The following is a 16,566-nucleotide window of genomic DNA, read 5'->3' as shown; positions in this document are numbered from 1 at the left end:
CCAGCCATAAGTTTTTCGTGGTGGCGATAAACGCCCGTTACGGGCAAACTACCGCCACTTTTTTCTTCACAGATGTGTAAAAATGTCCGCACAACATACTCAAAAAGCACACGCAACACCGGCAAAAGCTATGCTGGCCTCCGTCACCGGCTACGCCATGGACGGTTTTGATTTACTGATCCTCGGCTTCATGCTTCCCGCTATCACCAGCGAATTTGGTTTGTCATCCTCACAAAGTGGCTCTCTGGTCACCTGGACTCTGATTGGTGCCGTCCTGGGCGGCGTGATTTTCGGGCCCATCAGCGATCGCTTCGGCCGCATCCGCGTACTGACCTTCACCATTCTGATGTTCTCTCTGTTCACTGGTTTATGCGCTTTCGCACAAGGCTACTGGGATTTACTGATTTACCGCACGCTGGCAGGCGTCGGGCTCGGTGGTGAGTTCGGTATCGGCATGGCGCTGATTGCAGAAGCGTGGCCGGCGGAAAAACGTAACCGCGCCTCAGCGTATGTCGGCATGGGCTGGCAGCTCGGCGTGTTAATGGCAGCCTTCCTGACGCCAATGCTGCTCGGCATTATCGGCTGGCGCGGCATGTTCCTGGTCGGCCTGTTACCGGCGCTGGCTTCTTTCCTGATCCGCCGCACCATGGGCGAACCGGAAGCTTTCGTTAAACACACTGCCAGCAATAACGATGGCTCACTGTTCAGTCGCATTAAGTTACTGTTTCGCGATAAAGTCACGACGAAAGCCAGTATCGGCATTCTGATCCTGTGCTCTGTGCAGAACTTTGGCTATTACGGTCTGATGATCTGGATGCCAAGCTACCTGTCGAAAAACTTCGGCTTCTCGCTGACTAAATCCGGCCTGTGGACGGCGGTCACGGTTGTAGGGATGACGTTTGGGATCTGGCTGTTCGGCATGCTTTCTGACCGTTTCCCGCGCTGGAAAATCTTCCTGATTTATCAGGTCGGTGCGGTCATTATGGTGGTGTGCTATGCGCAGCTTACCGATCCGACGCTGATGTTGTTCGCGGGTGCACTGATGGGCATGTTTGTGAATGGCATGATTGGCGGTTACGGCGGACTGATATCCGATCTCTATCCGGTACACGTCAGGGCGACGGCGCAGAATCTGTTGTTTAATCTCGGACGTGGTGTGGGCGGTTTTGGTCCGCTGGTGATCGGGATATTGGTAGCGCAGGTGTCGTTTACCGCAGCGATTACGTTACTGGCTGCGATTTACCTGCTGGATATCTTCGCTACGTTATTCCTGCTGCCTAAAAAACAGGGGCAGGATGATGTCTTAGGGGCAATTGGCTAATAACTGAGGGGCGCTTCGGATATCGCGGAACGCCTTCTGTTATCAGAATGTTCAGGCGTGCGATAAAAGATTCAGACAAAAAGTTGGGGGCACTGTTTACACAGTGCCCCCGGTTCGTTTTATAGCAATCCAGCTACCTAAGTGCTCCCTGCTCAATCCCTGAAAACTTTTCCTGCGGTTATCCTAACCGGCTGTCCTTCGCATCGTCCAACTTTCATCCTGACGGTCTGTCCTAAGTCATCCTGACTGATATCCCTTGGTCATCTGTGACCCGCTCAGCTTCCTTTGTGAGCTCTCTTCTCCGTCCTGGAGGTGTCCCTGGTTTCGTCCTGAAACATCCTGGCATAATCCGATGCCGTCCTGACTCTTCCTGAGCCGTCCCCTTCTTTAATGATTCAGCCATCATCCTGATGTTCTGTCTCATGCTTCCTTGGTGCACGACTAGAATCGTTGATTTTGCCCTTCCGGACAAGACAGGCTGTAAGCCAAAAACAGGGAAGGTAAGCCTTCTTACAAACAATAAGTGAGTTAACTTATTGATATTGGTTGTTATATGGATTTTTGTCGTGAGATAGTTAAGTCAAATTAGCGAGATCTCTTACAGTCTTTGTGAGAGATCTCTCACACGCTTGTGAGCCATTTGTGCTCTGCGGGATGGGGTACATCGACAATAAAATCAGGCGGGGTAAACAGCGGTCAGCATTGTAAGGAATTCTGACAACGATGGCGAGAGTATAGTTCTTTTTTTACTGCCGAATTGCTCCAGCACAACATTCCCGGTCACATTACACAGCGAAACCAGATCCAGCTCGGAATCTGTGGTCGCCAGAAAAATCGTTGGCGACAGCTTCAGACGCTTTTGCGTCACCAGATGACCAATCAAATTCTCCTGCAAACGGGTGAAATCTTCCGGGCTCCAGACCTGCAACAGTGTCAGCGCATTGCCCTGCCAGCTGGCGGTCATGTCTCCGGCAAACTGCGTGGTATAAAACGCATGCGCCTCCGGGCGCAGTTGTAATTCCATCGCGCGTTCGACATTTTCCAGGGTCGCCTGCGGGCTGAACGTCTGAGTCAGCCAGTAGACTTTGCCTTCTTCCGTCTTCACCACGCACGGCGAAGCTACTCCAAACAGGGCTTCACTGGCAGGCGGCATGCCGGTTTCCTGTTGCCAGAGATCGACAAAACGCTGAGTAAATTCACGCAATGCTACTGAAACTTCAGACTCCATAATTCTCTCATCTTCCGCTAAGGCTGGGTTAAACTGGTGACTATTCTCTATTGTACCGATCTCTAAGCAAGGTGACAGCATGTCCTCATATCAGGATAACCCCGCTCTGGCGCAACTGACGCTGGGCAAAAGTACGGCTTACGTTGACCATTACGATGCGTCTTTATTACAGGCCGTTCCGCGCAGCATGAACCGTGAGCCGCTGGGCTTGTATCCGGATAACTTACCGTTTCATGGCGCAGATATCTGGACGCTATATGAACTGTCCTGGCTCAACGCGAAGGGATTGCCACAGGTTGCTGTGGGCGAAATCAGCCTGAATGCTAATAGTCAGAACCTGATTGAATCCAAAAGTTTCAAACTCTATCTGAACAGTTTTAATCAGACCGTCTTCCCCGACTGGGAAACAGTGCAGAAAACCTTAACCCGTGACCTGAGCGCCTGTGCGCAAGGTGACGTGACCGTAACGGTCAGCCGCCTGTCTGAAATTGAAGGCACGCCGGTAGGACGTTTCGACGGTATCTGTATTGATGAGCAGGATATTGAAATCGACAACTACGAATTCAGCACTGATTATCTGGCCAGCGCCAAAGGTGAAGAAATCGTTGAAGAATCTCTGGTGAGTCATCTGCTGAAATCAAACTGTCTGATTACCCATCAGCCCGACTGGGGTTCCGTGCAAATCCGGTATCGTGGCCCGAAAATCGACCGCGAAGCCCTGCTGCGCTATCTGGTGTCTTTCCGTCATCACAACGAATTCCACGAACAATGCGTCGAACGGATCTTCAACGATCTGCTGCGTTTCTGCCAGCCGGAAAAACTCGCCGTGTACGCCCGCTACACTCGTCGCGGCGGGCTGGATATCAATCCGTGGAGATCCAACTTCCCGTTTGAACCTGCAACAGCGAGACTTGTCAGACAATAATGCGAGACGTTGCTCAAGAACTGAGCTAACGCTCTGTGAGCATTGGTAAAAGCCTGATGACAGGGTTACTGTTAAATTGCATACGGCGCAAAAAACATGATCCGAAAAATCATGCGCCGCAATCAGGTAGCAGAAAGAATCACTGCACCCGTTGGTGTCAAGGAGCAACTTTGATTACACATATCAGCCCGTTAGGCTCAATGGATTTGTTGTCGCAGCTGGAAGTCGACATGCTCAAACGCACGGCGAGCAGCGACCTCTATCGCCTTTTCCGAAATTGTTCACTGGCCGTCCTTAACAGCGGCAGTCAGACTGACAGCAGTAAAGAACTTCTCGATCGTTACGAAAGCTTTGATATCAATGTATTGCGCAGAGAGCGCGGTGTGAAACTGGAACTGGTGAACCCGCCGGAAGACGCGTTTGTGGATGGCCGGATTATCCGTTCATTACAGGCAAACCTGTTTGCCGTGCTGCGCGATATTCTCTTCGTCAGCGGGCAAATTGATAACGCTGGTCGTTTTCAGCACCTGAATACCGAAAATTCAGCGCACCTGACCAATCTGGTGTTTTCTATCTTACGCAACGCCCGCGCCCTGCATCTGGATGAAGATCCAAACATGGTCGTGTGCTGGGGCGGCCACTCTATTAATGAAATCGAATACCAGTACGCCCGCAACGTCGGCAGCCAGCTGGGTTTGCGCGAACTGAACATTTGCACCGGCTGTGGCCCGGGTGCGATGGAAGCGCCAATGAAAGGTGCCGCCGTCGGTCACGCACAACAGCGTTACAAATCAGGCCGCTTTATCGGCATGACAGAACCTTCAATTATTGCCGCTGAGCCGCCTAATCCGCTGGTCAACGAACTGATCATCATGCCTGATATTGAAAAACGGCTTGAGGCATTTGTTCGCATTGCCCACGGGATCATTATTTTCCCTGGCGGCGTCGGCACCGCAGAAGAATTGCTGTATCTGCTGGGGATCCTGATGGATCCGGAAAACAACGATCAGGTTCTCCCGCTGATCCTGACCGGTCCGAAAGAAAGCGCCGATTACTTCCACGTTCTCGATGCTTTCATTAAAGAAACGCTGGGCGAAGAAGCCTGTAAGTTCTACACCATCATTATCGACGATCCGACAGAAGTGGCCCGTCAGATGAAACGCGCGATGCCGCTGGTGAAAGAAAACCGCCGGAACAGCGGCGATGCTTACAGCTTTAACTGGTCGATTCGTATTGCGCCTGATTTACAGCATCCGTTCGAACCAAACCATGAAAACATGGCGAACCTGAACCTTTATCCAAACCAGCCACCACAGGAACTGGCCGCCGCATTGCGCCGCGCCTTCTCCGGTATTGTGGCCGGTAACGTGAAAGAGTTTGGGATCCACGCCATCGAGCAACATGGTCGCTTCAAACTGCATGGTGATCCGGCATTAATGAAAAAAATGGACAGTCTGCTGCAAGGGTTCGTCGCACAGCACCGCATGAAATTGCCGGGCAGCGCTTACATTCCTTGTTATGAGATTTGTGCCTGACCGACCGATCACACGGCAAGCACACTTCTAAAGCAGATCTAAGGGCGACGTAAGTCGCCTTTATTATGGAGATTATCATGGCAATACATCTGCTTATTATCGACGCCCTGAACCTGATCCGCCGAATTCACGCAGTTCAGGGCTCGCCTTGTCTTGTTACCTGCCAGAATGCCATCGGCCAGTTGATTCAGCATACTCAGCCCACGCACGCCGTTGCCGTATTTGACGAAGATGACCGCGCCGACAGCTGGCGTCATCAGAGCCTGCCTGATTACAAAGCCGGACGCACACCGATGCCGGACAATCTGTTTGCAGAAATGCCCAGCCTGAAAGCCGGTTTCGAGGCACAAGGCATCGCCTGCTGGCATTCTGCGGGCAATGAAGCGGATGACCTGGCTGCCACGCTGGCGGCAAAAGTATCGTCTGGCGGTCATCAGGTCACTATCGTTTCAACCGATAAAGGATACTGCCAGCTGCTGGCACCAAATGTTCAGATCCGCGATTATTTCCAAAAACGCTGGCTGGATATGCCTTTTGTGCAGGAAACCTTTGGCGTTCTGCCGCAGCAACTCACCGATTACTGGGGTCTGGCGGGGATCAGCAGCAGTAAAATTCCAGGTGTTCCGGGCATTGGTCCGAAGACAGCGGTGACATTATTGACGCAAACCGGCTCGCTGGATGAACTTTACGATAATCTGGAAGGTGTGCCGGAAAAGTGGCGTAAGAAGCTGGAGGAACACCGTGAACAGGCTTATATCTGCAAACGGGTTTCAACGCTGCAAACCGACGTCGCGCTGGACGGCAACTTACAGCAACTGCGCCTGCCATAAAAAAGCGCTTCTCAAAGAGAAGCGCTCAGGAAGGATACTCTAAATAATTTGAATTGCAGGCAGGCGGCAAGTAAGAGAGACCCGATGAGCTTACTCAGGTAAGTGATTCGGGCGAACGCACGCAGCCAACGCCCCTGCAGTTCAAAGTATGACGAGTATCAGCGATCACGCTCATCGCGACGCCCGCCAATAGCCGACCAGAAACGGCGAATATGCACGGTAACTTCTTCGCGGTCATGATAAAGCTGTTTCGCGAAGATCTCCGCGTTCACGCCATTTTCTTTCAGACGTTCATCGATGCGCTCAAGAATATTAGACACTTCTTCGTAACGCTTTTTCATCGGTAACTTCAGGTTGAAAATCGCCTCGCGACACCAGCCGTTGACCAGCCAGTCACACATCAGTGCAGCCACTTTCGCCGGTTTCTCTACCATGTCACAGACCAGCCAGTAGTTTTTGGTACTGGTGGATTTATAGCGGAAGCCGTCTTCGCGCAGATGAATAACCTGGCCAGTTTCCATCAGGCTCGGCGCCATCGGACCGTTGTCGATAGCCGTGACCATCATGCTGCGTTGTGTCAGCTGATACGTCCAGCCGCCCGGACACGCGCCTAAATCGACCGCGTACATGCCGCTCGCCAGACGTTCATCCCACTCATCCGCCGGAATAAAGACGTGGAAGGCTTCTTCCAGTTTCAGCGTCGAGCGGCTTGGCGCTTCAGACGGGAACTTGAGGCGCGGAATACCCATATAGAAGGGTGAATTGTTGTTGCTGTAGGAATACCCGACGTAGCAGCAGCCCGGCGCAATAAAGAACACATGTACCACAGGGCGCAGCGCATTCTCTTTCTTACCCAGCACTTTGCGTTCACGCATCGCTGAACGCAGCGGCACCGTCAGTTTGCGACAGAACTTAGTCAGCTCTTTGCTTTCATTGGTGTCCGGCACTTCGACGCGAAGCTCACCGCCGTTGGTGATCACATTCTGAACCATGCCGACGATCGGAGAAACACGGTCTTCCGGCGGCAAATCTTTCAGCAATTCGCCGACCACGATTAACTGACGGGCAAAAATCAGTTCGCGGAAAGGCAAATTCTTCGCAATCTTGTCAGCATCATCTGGCTGATAGCATTCAAACAACACATATCCGCTGTTTTCTTTAACGCGGGCAAAACCGAAGATTTCCATCTTTGCGGCTTTGTCGGTAATTTCTGCTGCGCATTCTTTTTCAAAACCCTGACGGCAGTAGAGAGCAACTTTATTCATGGCGTTCGGCCTTTTTCTTCAGGCGCAGTGCGCCGATCAACATCAAAATCCAACCGACCAGGAATAAGGTACCGCCAATCGGAGTTACAAAAACGAATAAACGGAGATGCGACAGCGCCAGACAATAAAGGCTGCCGCTGAACAACACGGTTCCCAGCGCTAAAAAGGCGCTGCTCCAGTAGAACCACACATTACGCTGGCGCTGCATCGCAACACCTAAAATCATCACCGCCAGCGTATGAATACTTTGATACGTTAATCCGGTGTGAACCCACGCCATTTCTGCTTCGCCGAGCGACTGACTCAACACGTGTGCGCCAAAGGCACCGAAAGCGACGTAGATAAAGCCGCTGATTGCGGCGAAGATCAACATTGAACGACTGGTCATTGTGCGTTACCTGTTATCGTTATTAGCCGATGAAAATCCCAAGTAATCAGTCTGATAAGCAGACCCTGGACTTTCTCTCCCAGGCGATCCGGCTTCATGCCTGATCGAAACGAAAGCGCAGTTTTTCCTGCTCGCTGGCTGCACGCGCGAGGATCCACTGACGAAAGGCGGCTATTTTACCCAGTTCTGCCTGACTGTCATGACAAACCAGATAAAAAGCATTTTTACTGATCAAAACTTCGCTGAACGGGCAGACCAGACGTCCGGCCTCAATTTCAGTCTGCGCCATGACATTATTCACCAGCGCAATACCTTGCCCGTGGACGGCGGCCTGAACCACCATCGCGCTATGGCTGAAAATGGGCCCCTGCTGGACATTGATTTGCTGTAACCCGAGCTGTTTGGTGTAGGCCAGCCAGTCGCGGCGGGAAGCATCATGCAGCAAAGTGTGGTGGCTTAAATCTGCCGGTTCCTTCAGCGGATTATCGCTCATCAGTAAAGAAGGAGAACAAACCGGAAGTAAATACTCAGCATATAAACGCTCGGCCCGCAGCCCCGGCCAGTTGCCCCGGCCGTGGAAAATCGCCACGTCGACATCGTCGGATAATTTGTCTTCTTCGCGATCCACAGCCTGAATGCGCACATCGATGCCCGGATAAGCTGAGTTAAAGCCAGACAATCTTGGCACCAGCCACTGAATCGCAAAGCTCGGCGGCAAACTTACCGTCAGAGCGCCTTTCGCGCTGCGTGCCTGGAGTTTTCTCGTCGCCTCATTCAGGGATGAGAATATCTCCTTAATATCCAGATAATAGCTCTGCCCTTCTTCGGTCAGTAACAATGAGCGATTACGCCTGCGAAACAGTTTTAACCCTAAAAAGTCCTCAAGTGACTTAATCTGGTGGCTAACAGCGGCCTGCGTGACGAACAATTCCTCGGCAGCCTTAGTAAAACTAAGGTGGCGCGCTGCGGCATCAAATACCCGCAGAGAATTCAAAGGCGGTAAACGTTTTGACATAGAATGGATACTTCTTATTCGCCGGTAAGCGGAGCGCCTGTCCGCGGATTTAGATATTAGTTTTTTTAATCCGAGACATTATAATTTGTCCGTTGAGGATGTACAGGCAAAAACCTATAGTGGCGCCACTTCCTGAGCCGGAACGAAAAGTAGATTGGTATGAGGATGCTGAAATACTTTTGGCTTGTGGTTGTGATGTTGTGTTTGCAATTGTCTGGCAATCCAGACACGTAGCTTGAATGCTACAAACTTTTCACTTCCTGTACATTACCCTGTCTGTCCAAAGTGATTTTTCAGCACCGCTATTTGCGGTGCTTTTTTTTGCCTGTATCTGGGGCAAACAGTATGGGGCTAAGAGTTTAGGGCAAAGAGACAGGAATGCGGGCGCATAATGTGGCAAAACCGGCCTCATCGCAAGAAGAGCCGGTTTTGTCATAGAGCAGAACGTGAGGTTACCCCGGATTCATACAATCGGGGAGGTCACCTGAGGGATTAATTCCCTTCTGCCATTTCTTTGATTTCAGATTTATTGATCTGCTGCTTGTTGCCATACGCATCGGTATAACTGATCATACCGGTATCATTGTCCGTGCTAGGTTTGCCATCAGCAACAATGGTACGACCATCGTTGGTATGCATCACGTAGTTGCTTGAACAGGCGGCAAGTGTTGTGGTCAGCAGTGCGGCTGAAATTACGGCGGCGATCTTCTTCATCATAGACTCCTTGCAGATTAAAATGCTTAAAACTCCTGGTTAAACTTCCAGGCTAATGTATTTAGTTAACGTAATTCAGCATAACAAACTTCTGATAAATTTCCAGGTAACCATTCCTAAAATGAATAAGCGGCTTGTGTTACAAAAAACCTGCAATTTTTAACTCAGGCTGAAGGATCTGAATTGGTATGAAAGACTTTAACCCCGCCGTTTTCCGCCAGCACTTTCCAGCACTGTCTCAGGGACAATGCTATCTCGACAGTGCAGCCACCGCACTGAAGCCGCAGGCAGTGATCGACGCCACCGTGAATTTCTACTCTCAGGAAGGCGCTACCGTTCACCGCAGCCAACATCGTGCGGCGCAAACCCTGACAGAACAATACGAGCAGACCAGAGCGCAGATCGCACAATGGATTAATGCGCCACGTAGCGAAAATATCGTCTGGACGCGGGGAACCACGGAATCTATCAATCTGGTGGCACAAAGCTGGCTGCGCCCACGACTGCAACCGGGTGATGAGATTATTGTCAGTCAGGCAGAACATCACGCGAACCTTATTCCGTGGCTGATGGTGGCACAGCAATGTCAGGCGCACGTCGTCACGCTGCCGGTGGATAAACAAGGCATACCCGATATAGACGCCCTTCCCCGCCTGCTGAGCAACAAGACACGCCTGCTGGCGCTGACGCAAATGTCGAACGTGACGGGCGCAATGCCTGATATTGCCCGCGCCGTTGAACTGGCACACGCAAACGGTACGCCCGTGCTTATCGATGGCGCACAAGGTGTGGTGCATTGTCCGCCAGATGTACAACGCCTCGATATCGACTTTTATGCTTTCTCGGGTCATAAGCTTTACGGCCCGACCGGCATCGGCGTGTTGTATGGCAAAACGGAATTACTCGAAAGTATGTCGCCATGGCAGGGCGGCGGGAAAATGCTGACGCAGGCTTCCATGACAGATTTCGCACCGCAGGCTGTTCCGCACCGCTTCGAAGCGGGAACGCCAAATATTGCCGGTGTTATCGGGATGTCTGCTGCGCTGGAATGGTTAAAAACTGTCGATCTGCCCGCAGCGGAAAAACATGCACAACAGCTGGCGGCACTGGCCGAAGAACAACTTGCGAAGATTGAAGGATTCCGCAGTTTCCGCTGTCACCATTCGTCCGTTCTGGCATTCGATATTGCCGGTGTACATCACAGTGATTTGGTAGCGTTGCTGGCCGAACAGGCGATCGCCTTGCGCGCCGGACAGCATTGCGCTCAGCCACTAATGAACGCTCTGGGCATCAGCGGAACATTACGGGCCTCATTTGCGCCGTATAATAATGAACAGGACGTCACGCGGCTGTTCGAGGCGGTAAAATACGCCCTCGACCTGTTAGCCGATTAATTCATTGTTTGGGGAATACCATGTCAGCGCCACATCCTTTCGGCCATGAGATCACTGAAGCCTCACTGACCGAAAAATTCGCGTCATTTCGTCAGTGGGAAGACCGCTATCGCCAGTTAATCCTGCTTGCAAAATCCTTACCACCGCTGAATACGGCGCTGAAAACACCTGAGAATGAGCTATCTGGATGTGAAAACCGGGTCTGGCTTGGTGCGGAAAAATCAGAGAACGGGACGATGCATTTTTATGGCGACAGTGAAGGTCGGATCGTGAAAGGTTTGCTGGCCGTATTACTGACTGCCGTAGAAGGCAAAACGCCAGACGAGATCTTAAAGCGTGATCCGCTGGCGTTGTTTGATGTATTAGGATTGCGTGAGCAGCTCAGCACCAGCCGCGCAAGCGGACTTAACGCGCTGGCAGCAGGCGTAATCGCTCTTGCCCGTCAGGCGGCCTGAGCCTGACGCTGTGCTTTCGCCATCATTTTCTTCAGCACATGAGATACCGCGACAAAGCCAAACGTCGCGGTAACCATCGTCGCCGCCCCAAAACCGGAAGCGCAGTCCATCCGTTTCGGCCCTTCTGCCGTTGCCCTTGAGGCACACACAGAACCATCTGCCTGCGGATACATCAGCGGTTCGCTGGAAAATACACAGTCAATTCCGAGCTTACCTTTGCTGTTTTTCACCACGTTGAAATCACTTTTCAGACGCTCACGCAGTTTTGCCGCCAGCGGATCCTGAATAGTTTTCGCCAGATCCACGACCGCGATCTGTGTCGGATCGATCTGCCCGCCCGCACCGCCGGTCGTTACCACCGGGATCTTATAACGACGGCAATAAGCCAGCAGAGCAGCTTTAGGTCGCACGCTGTCAATAGCATCAATCACGTAGCTGAAACCCTGGTCGAGCATCTCAGCGACGTTATCCGGCGTAATAAAATCATCTATACAGGTCACCTTGCACTCGGGATTAATCGCCAGAATACGCTGCGCCATGATTTCTGTTTTCGCCTGCCCGACATTTTCACGCAAGGCATGAATCTGACGGTTGGTGTTAGTCACGCAGACGTCATCCATATCAATCAGCGTTATCGCGCCAATGCCGGTTCGCGCCAGCGCTTCCGCCGCCCATGAGCCCACTCCGCCGATACCAATAACGCAGACATGCGCCTGCGAGAACAACTCCAGCGATTGCTGACCATAAAGCCGGGCAGTTCCGCCAAAACGTTGCTGATAAGCGTCGGAATAAGTAGCTGTCATGAAAAGATAAACCTCAGTGCGTTATGTCGAAATCTAGTTAGAAGGCGCGTAGGCCGTGAACAGCGGTTTGCCGTTCTGCGCTGATTTTAACACCCAGACGCGTCCGTAGTGATTATAAAATCCGGCAGAATGTCCGGCGTCAGGGCCAATTCCCTGATACATATCGAAATGTTGTCCTTTAATCGCCCCGCCGACATCCAGTGCTACCATCAGGCGCATATGATATTTACCGGTAAACTTGCCTTTATCATTCAGCTCAGGCACTTCTGCCAGCAATGTTGTCCCCGCCGGGATCAGCGAGCGGTCAGACGCTACCGACGCTTTGGCAATCAGCGGAACGCCGCTGGCACCGCGAACTGGCGCGAAAGGCTCAGGCTTGAAGAACACGAATGACGGGTTTTGCTCCAGCAGTTCACGAACTTCTGCCGCGCTGTGTGTATCGGCCCACTGACGGATAGCCTGCATCGACATGTTTTCGCGCGCTACTTCACCACGGTCGATCAGCACTTTGCCGATACTGCGGTAAGCATGGCCATTCTTGCCGGCATAACCAAAGAACATGAACGGGCGACCATCGCCGTAATCGACATACCCGCTGCCCTGCACTTCCATCATGAAGTTATCCATCAGGGAATTGGTCCAGGCGACGACGTAATTATCGCTCAGGGCTCCGGAATAAATCGAGGCACGGTCAGGCAGACGACCGCGTTTTGGCGGCATACGGTACAGCGGATACTGGAATTCACCCTGACGCGTATAACGCGCCTGCACCACTGGCGTGTAATAGCCGGTCAGCTGAACGTTACCGAAATTGTCAGCACCTTCCATCTGATAAGCGCTGATGCCGTACTGGCTCAGATTGCGGGTATCCGCGCCGGACCGTAACCATTGTTCGACAGCCTGAAATGTCGTGTTGTTACGACCGTATAAAGAAGAAGAGGCAATCTGAACTGCGGCAACCTGATTGGAGTAATCCAGCGCATTAACCGGTTTGCCCGTCGCATTCGGCTCATTCACGTATTCAAGCGCATTATCCAGGCGACCATCTTTATACTGCTGACCACGGTCGGTTGGTCGCGAGGAACATCCCGCCAGTACCGCTATCACCAGACCACCCAGCAGATATTTACTCCAACGTCCTTTCATTATTGCCGCGCTCTCTTACATTCAGGGAAATGACTGGCGAAACGATAACAAACGGCCTGTCAGAAAGGAATTGTCACAGTCGAAAAAAGTGTACTGACTCAAATTGCGCCTCAAACGGTCATTTTGTGGATAAAAAGCCAGCAACTAAGTGCTTTATTTGAATAAATTCAAAAAAGGGTTGCACGAAATCTCATGGGGAGTATAGTTCGCCTCCATCGGACGCGGGGTGGAGCAGCCTGGTAGCTCGTCGGGCTCATAACCCGAAGGTCGTCGGTTCAAATCCGGCCCCCGCAACCAATTCGATTTCGATGTATGAAATGCTCAGTTGAATTGTACGATGAAGTAAAGCAGTATACGGACGCGGGGTGGAGCAGCCTGGTAGCTCGTCGGGCTCATAACCCGAAGGTCGTCGGTTCAAATCCGGCCCCCGCAACCAATTCGAGACTGAAGTATGAAGATGCTCAGTTCGGATAATGTGATGAAGTAAAGCAGTACCAAGTAGTGACGGACGCGGGGTGGAGCAGCCTGGTAGCTCGTCGGGCTCATAACCCGAAGGTCGTCGGTTCAAATCCGGCCCCCGCAACCAACTACTTAAAAATCAGTATTATTAAGCAGTAAAACATCAGGCACCTTAACGGGTGTTTTTTTGTATCTGAATTCCGGTAAACAGCGGGAACGCACTTCCCGCCTCACAACAGAATCATCCTCTCGCCGACATCCCGCCCTGAACAAAGTACGCTTTGATCCCGGCCAGAATGGACTCCGCCACCTGCTGCTGAAAATGCGCAGTCCGAAGTTTTTTCTCTTCATTGATATTACTGATAAACGCCGTCTCGACCAGAATCGAAGGAATATCCGGCGCTTTCAGCACAGCGAATCCAGCCTGATCGACTTTGTTTTTGTGCAGATGATTAATCTTACCCATCCGCGTCAGCACTTCTTTACCGAATTTCAGGCTATCACTGATGGTCGCAGTCTGAACCAGATCAAACATCGTATGATCGAGATAGCGGTCACCGCTTTTGCTGACGCCGCCTATCAGGTCGGATTCATTCTGCGTTTGTGCCAGAAAACGTGCCGCTGAACTGGTTGCGCCTTTCGTTGATAACGCAAACACCGACGATCCTTTGGCAGCCCGGCTGGTAAACGCATCCGCATGAATTGAGATAAACAGATCTGCCCGCAGCTTTCGCGCCTTTGCCACGCGGACTTTCAGCGGAATAAATACGTCTTCATTGCGGGTCATATACGCTTTCATATTCGGCTCGCGCGTAATGAGCTTCTGTAACCGGCGTCCAATCTGCAACACCACGTCTTTCTCACGCGTTTTATATTTGCCGATAGCACCCGGATCTTCGCCGCCATGTCCGGGATCGAGCATGATCACCAGCGGCCGACTGCGCCCAGCCTTACCGTCTTTCTTGGTTTCCGGCGGCAGCGTTCTTGCGACATCCCCGCGGTTATAGTCTTCCAGTAATGCCAGCAGAGGATCGTCCTGAACACTGACTTCCCCTTCTTGCGGATAAAGGTCGACAACCAGACGGTTATGAAACTCCGCCACTGGTTTAAGCGTAAAGACATGCGGACTGATGGCCCGCTTGAGTTCCAGCACCATACGGACCGTTTTGGTATCGAACTGCCCCACCCGCGCCTGGCGGATATAGGGATCACTTTGCTGAACTTTCTCGCCCAGACCTTTAAGCACGCTGTTCAGGTGGACGCCCTCAATATCAATGACCACTCGCGGCGGATCATTAAGCAGAAACTGCTTATATTTTAAGGGAGTGCTGGATTCAAGAGTAATGCGGGTATACGTCGAGGAAGGCCAGATGCGTACCGCGATAACCTGTGAGCTGGCGGCAAAACCTACTTTACTGACACTAAGCATCCAGGAGGCAGCTACGGTTTGAAGAAGGCGTCGTCGTCCGGGATTGTGATTATCGTCAGTCATGCAGTCTCAAAAGTATCTAAAAGTAAAAAACAGGTGATAAAAAAATCAGTTTGCGAATTCTAGCGAATCGAATCCCGCATGTCATTCCCTAACATTTATTCGATTTATCAATTTGTTGCCTGTTTGTAATCAGTGTTAATTCAAAAACAGAGATTTCTTACTTGCCACACGGCCCCAAAAGAATAAAAATACAAAAATTACGAATAAAAATTCAAACGAGGTTTTGCCGTGAAGGAACGTAGTACTGAACTGGTTCAGGGATTTCGCCACTCAGTTCCCTATATCAATGCTCACCGTGGCAAAACATTCGTTGTCATGCTCGGTGGTGAAGCCATTGAACATGAGAACTTCAGTAATATTGTCAATGATATCGGCCTGTTACACAGTCTGGGTATTCGTCTGGTGGTCGTTTATGGTGCCCGTCCGCAGATTGATGCGAACCTTTCTGAGCACAATTACGAACCGATTTACCATAAAAATATCCGCGTCACTGACGCCCGTTCACTGGAACTGGTTAAGCAGGCAGCCGGCCTTTTACAGCTTGATATCACCGCCCGGCTTTCAATGAGCCTGAATAATACGCCACTGCAGGGCGCTCACATCAACGTGGTCAGCGGCAACTTTATTATCGCGCAGCCGCTGGGAGTGGATGACGGTATCGATTACTGCCACAGCGGCCGTATCCGCCGTATTGATGAAGAAGCCATTCATCGTCAGCTCGACAGCAATGCCATTGTATTGCTAGGTCCGGTTGCGGTTTCCGTTACGGGTGAAAGCTTCAACCTGACATCAGAAGAAGTGGCAACGCAGCTGGCGATTAAGCTTAAAGCCGAGAAAATGATCGGCTTCTGTTCTTCACAGGGGGTCATTAATGAGGAAGGTAATATCATTTCCGAATTGTTCCCGAATGACGCGCAGGAACGGATTGATCAGATGGAATCCAGTGGCGATTATCTTTCCGGCACAGTGCGCTTCCTGCGTGGTGCGGTGAAAGCCTGCCGCAGCGGCGTTCGTCGCAGCCACCTGATCAGTTATCAGGAAGATGGTGCGCTGGTTCAGGAATTGTTCTCCCGCGATGGCATCGGTACGCAAATCGTCATGGAGAGCGCTGAACAGGTTCGCCGCGCCACCATTAACGACATCGGCGGTATCCTTGAACTGATCCGCCCTCTGGAGCAACAGGGCATTCTGGTGCGTCGTTCCCGCGAACAGCTGGAAATGGAAATCGATAAATTCACGATTATCGAACGGGATAATCTGACCATCGCCTGCGCCGCGCTCTATCCGTTCCATGACGAAGGCATTGGCGAAATGGCCTGCGTTGCCGTTCATCCGGATTACCGCAGTTCTTCACGAGGTGAGATGCTGCTGCAGCGTGTTGCCAGCCAGGCAAAAATGATGGGACTAAACCGTTTATTTGTCCTGACGACGCGCAGCATTCACTGGTTCCAGGAACGCGGTTTTAAACCGGCAGAGGTAGATGTATTGCCGATCCAGAAACAGGAAATGTACAACTATCAGCGTCGTTCAAAAATCCTGATATCTGAGCTGTAACTCTCCGTACTGAACGGTGACTTATAAAAAACAAAAAGGACG

At 51.5% G+C, this 16,566-nt stretch carries 15 protein-coding genes and 3 tRNA genes; 10 read left to right on the top strand and 8 right to left on the bottom strand.

The window, feature by feature from the left end:
* Positions 1-82: 82 nt before the first annotated feature.
* On the top strand, positions 83-1,321 hold the full coding sequence (locus tag EC840_RS23770; RefSeq protein ID WP_112288319.1) for an MFS transporter: 1,239 nt from the start codon (positions 83-85) through the stop codon (positions 1,319-1,321).
* Between the two features lie 676 nt (positions 1,322-1,997).
* Here the strand turns inward: EC840_RS23770 and syd are convergent.
* The gene (gene syd, locus EC840_RS23765; protein WP_112288318.1) at positions 1,998-2,549 is read right to left on the bottom strand and encodes a SecY-interacting protein; all 552 of its coding nucleotides are present in this window, start codon (positions 2,547-2,549) and stop codon (positions 1,998-2,000) included.
* Between the two features lie 79 nt (positions 2,550-2,628).
* Here syd and queF point away from each other — a divergent pair, with 79 nt between their 5' ends.
* From queF to xni, 3 genes are all read left to right on the top strand, one after another.
* Positions 2,629-3,474, top strand: coding sequence for an NADPH-dependent 7-cyano-7-deazaguanine reductase QueF (gene queF, locus EC840_RS23760; protein WP_112288317.1), 846 nt, complete (start codon positions 2,629-2,631; stop codon positions 3,472-3,474).
* A gap of 170 nt (positions 3,475-3,644) precedes the next feature.
* Complete coding sequence (ppnN, locus tag EC840_RS23755) at positions 3,645-5,009, top strand: nucleotide 5'-monophosphate nucleosidase PpnN (protein ID WP_132967277.1); 1,365 nt, start codon at positions 3,645-3,647, stop codon at positions 5,007-5,009.
* Between the two features lie 77 nt (positions 5,010-5,086).
* Complete coding sequence (gene xni / locus EC840_RS23750) at positions 5,087-5,839, top strand: flap endonuclease Xni (RefSeq protein WP_112288315.1); 753 nt, start codon at positions 5,087-5,089, stop codon at positions 5,837-5,839.
* Between the two features lie 158 nt (positions 5,840-5,997).
* On the opposite strand, the gene rlmM is transcribed toward xni, so the two are convergent.
* From rlmM to EC840_RS23730, 4 genes are all read right to left on the bottom strand, one after another.
* Positions 5,998-7,104, bottom strand: coding sequence for a 23S rRNA (cytidine(2498)-2'-O)-methyltransferase RlmM (gene rlmM / locus EC840_RS23745; RefSeq protein WP_113878228.1), 1,107 nt, complete (start codon positions 7,102-7,104; stop codon positions 5,998-6,000).
* On the bottom strand, positions 7,097-7,492 hold the full coding sequence (locus EC840_RS23740; protein ID WP_112288313.1) for a DUF423 domain-containing protein: 396 nt from the start codon (positions 7,490-7,492) through the stop codon (positions 7,097-7,099). The genes rlmM and EC840_RS23740 overlap by 8 nt, the downstream gene beginning before the upstream one ends.
* A gap of 94 nt (positions 7,493-7,586) precedes the next feature.
* Positions 7,587-8,507 carry a transcriptional regulator GcvA gene (locus EC840_RS23735; RefSeq protein ID WP_112288312.1) on the bottom strand — a complete coding sequence of 307 codons (921 nt, stop codon included), beginning with the start codon at positions 8,505-8,507 and terminating at the stop codon, positions 7,587-7,589.
* A gap of 492 nt (positions 8,508-8,999) precedes the next feature.
* Complete coding sequence (locus tag EC840_RS23730; protein ID WP_112288311.1) at positions 9,000-9,221, bottom strand: YgdI/YgdR family lipoprotein; 222 nt, start codon at positions 9,219-9,221, stop codon at positions 9,000-9,002.
* A gap of 188 nt (positions 9,222-9,409) precedes the next feature.
* Between EC840_RS23730 and csdA the strand changes: the two genes are divergently transcribed.
* Positions 9,410-10,615 (top strand): cysteine desulfurase CsdA, encoded by a 1,206-nt coding sequence (gene csdA, locus EC840_RS23725; RefSeq protein ID WP_132967275.1) that lies wholly within the window; start codon positions 9,410-9,412, stop codon positions 10,613-10,615.
* Positions 10,616-10,635: 20 nt separating this feature from the next.
* Entirely contained in the window at positions 10,636-11,070 is a 435-nt protein-coding gene (csdE, locus tag EC840_RS23720; protein WP_113878230.1) for a cysteine desulfurase sulfur acceptor subunit CsdE, read from the top strand.
* Here csdE and tcdA read toward each other — a convergent pair.
* Together tcdA and mltA are read right to left on the bottom strand one after the other, a co-directional pair.
* On the bottom strand, positions 11,058-11,873 hold the full coding sequence (gene tcdA / locus EC840_RS23715; protein ID WP_112288308.1) for a tRNA cyclic N6-threonylcarbamoyladenosine(37) synthase TcdA: 816 nt from the start codon (positions 11,871-11,873) through the stop codon (positions 11,058-11,060). The two genes, csdE and tcdA, sit on opposite strands and share 13 nt — an antisense overlap.
* A 33-nt stretch (positions 11,874-11,906) precedes the next feature.
* On the bottom strand, positions 11,907-13,019 hold the full coding sequence (mltA, locus tag EC840_RS23710; protein ID WP_112288307.1) for a murein transglycosylase A: 1,113 nt from the start codon (positions 13,017-13,019) through the stop codon (positions 11,907-11,909).
* Between the two features lie 220 nt (positions 13,020-13,239).
* Here mltA and EC840_RS23705 point away from each other — a divergent pair.
* The 3 genes from EC840_RS23705 (at position 13,240) to EC840_RS23695 (ending at position 13,605) form a co-directional block, all read left to right on the top strand.
* Positions 13,240-13,316: transfer RNA gene (locus EC840_RS23705), tRNA-Met, on the top strand.
* Between the two features lie 62 nt (positions 13,317-13,378).
* Positions 13,379-13,455: transfer RNA gene (locus tag EC840_RS23700), tRNA-Met, on the top strand.
* 73 nt (positions 13,456-13,528) lie between these two features.
* Positions 13,529-13,605, top strand: a tRNA-Met gene (locus tag EC840_RS23695).
* 114 nt (positions 13,606-13,719) lie between these two features.
* Here EC840_RS23695 and amiC read toward each other — a convergent pair.
* Positions 13,720-14,970, bottom strand: a complete 1,251-nt coding sequence (amiC, locus tag EC840_RS23690; RefSeq protein WP_132967274.1) for an N-acetylmuramoyl-L-alanine amidase AmiC — start codon at positions 14,968-14,970, stop codon at positions 13,720-13,722.
* 228 nt (positions 14,971-15,198) lie between these two features.
* On the opposite strand from amiC, the gene argA reads away from it, so the two are divergent.
* A complete protein-coding gene (gene argA / locus EC840_RS23685; RefSeq protein ID WP_112288305.1) occupies positions 15,199-16,524 on the top strand; it encodes an amino-acid N-acetyltransferase in 1,326 nt (441 codons plus the stop codon).
* Positions 16,525-16,566 lie beyond the last annotated feature (42 nt).

Origin of the sequence: Rahnella sp. JUb53 (genome assembly GCF_004346065.1) — a bacterium.
Taxonomy (GTDB): domain Bacteria; phylum Pseudomonadota; class Gammaproteobacteria; order Enterobacterales; family Enterobacteriaceae; genus Rahnella; species Rahnella variigena.
This window is presented reverse-complemented; position numbering and strand designations above follow the sequence as displayed.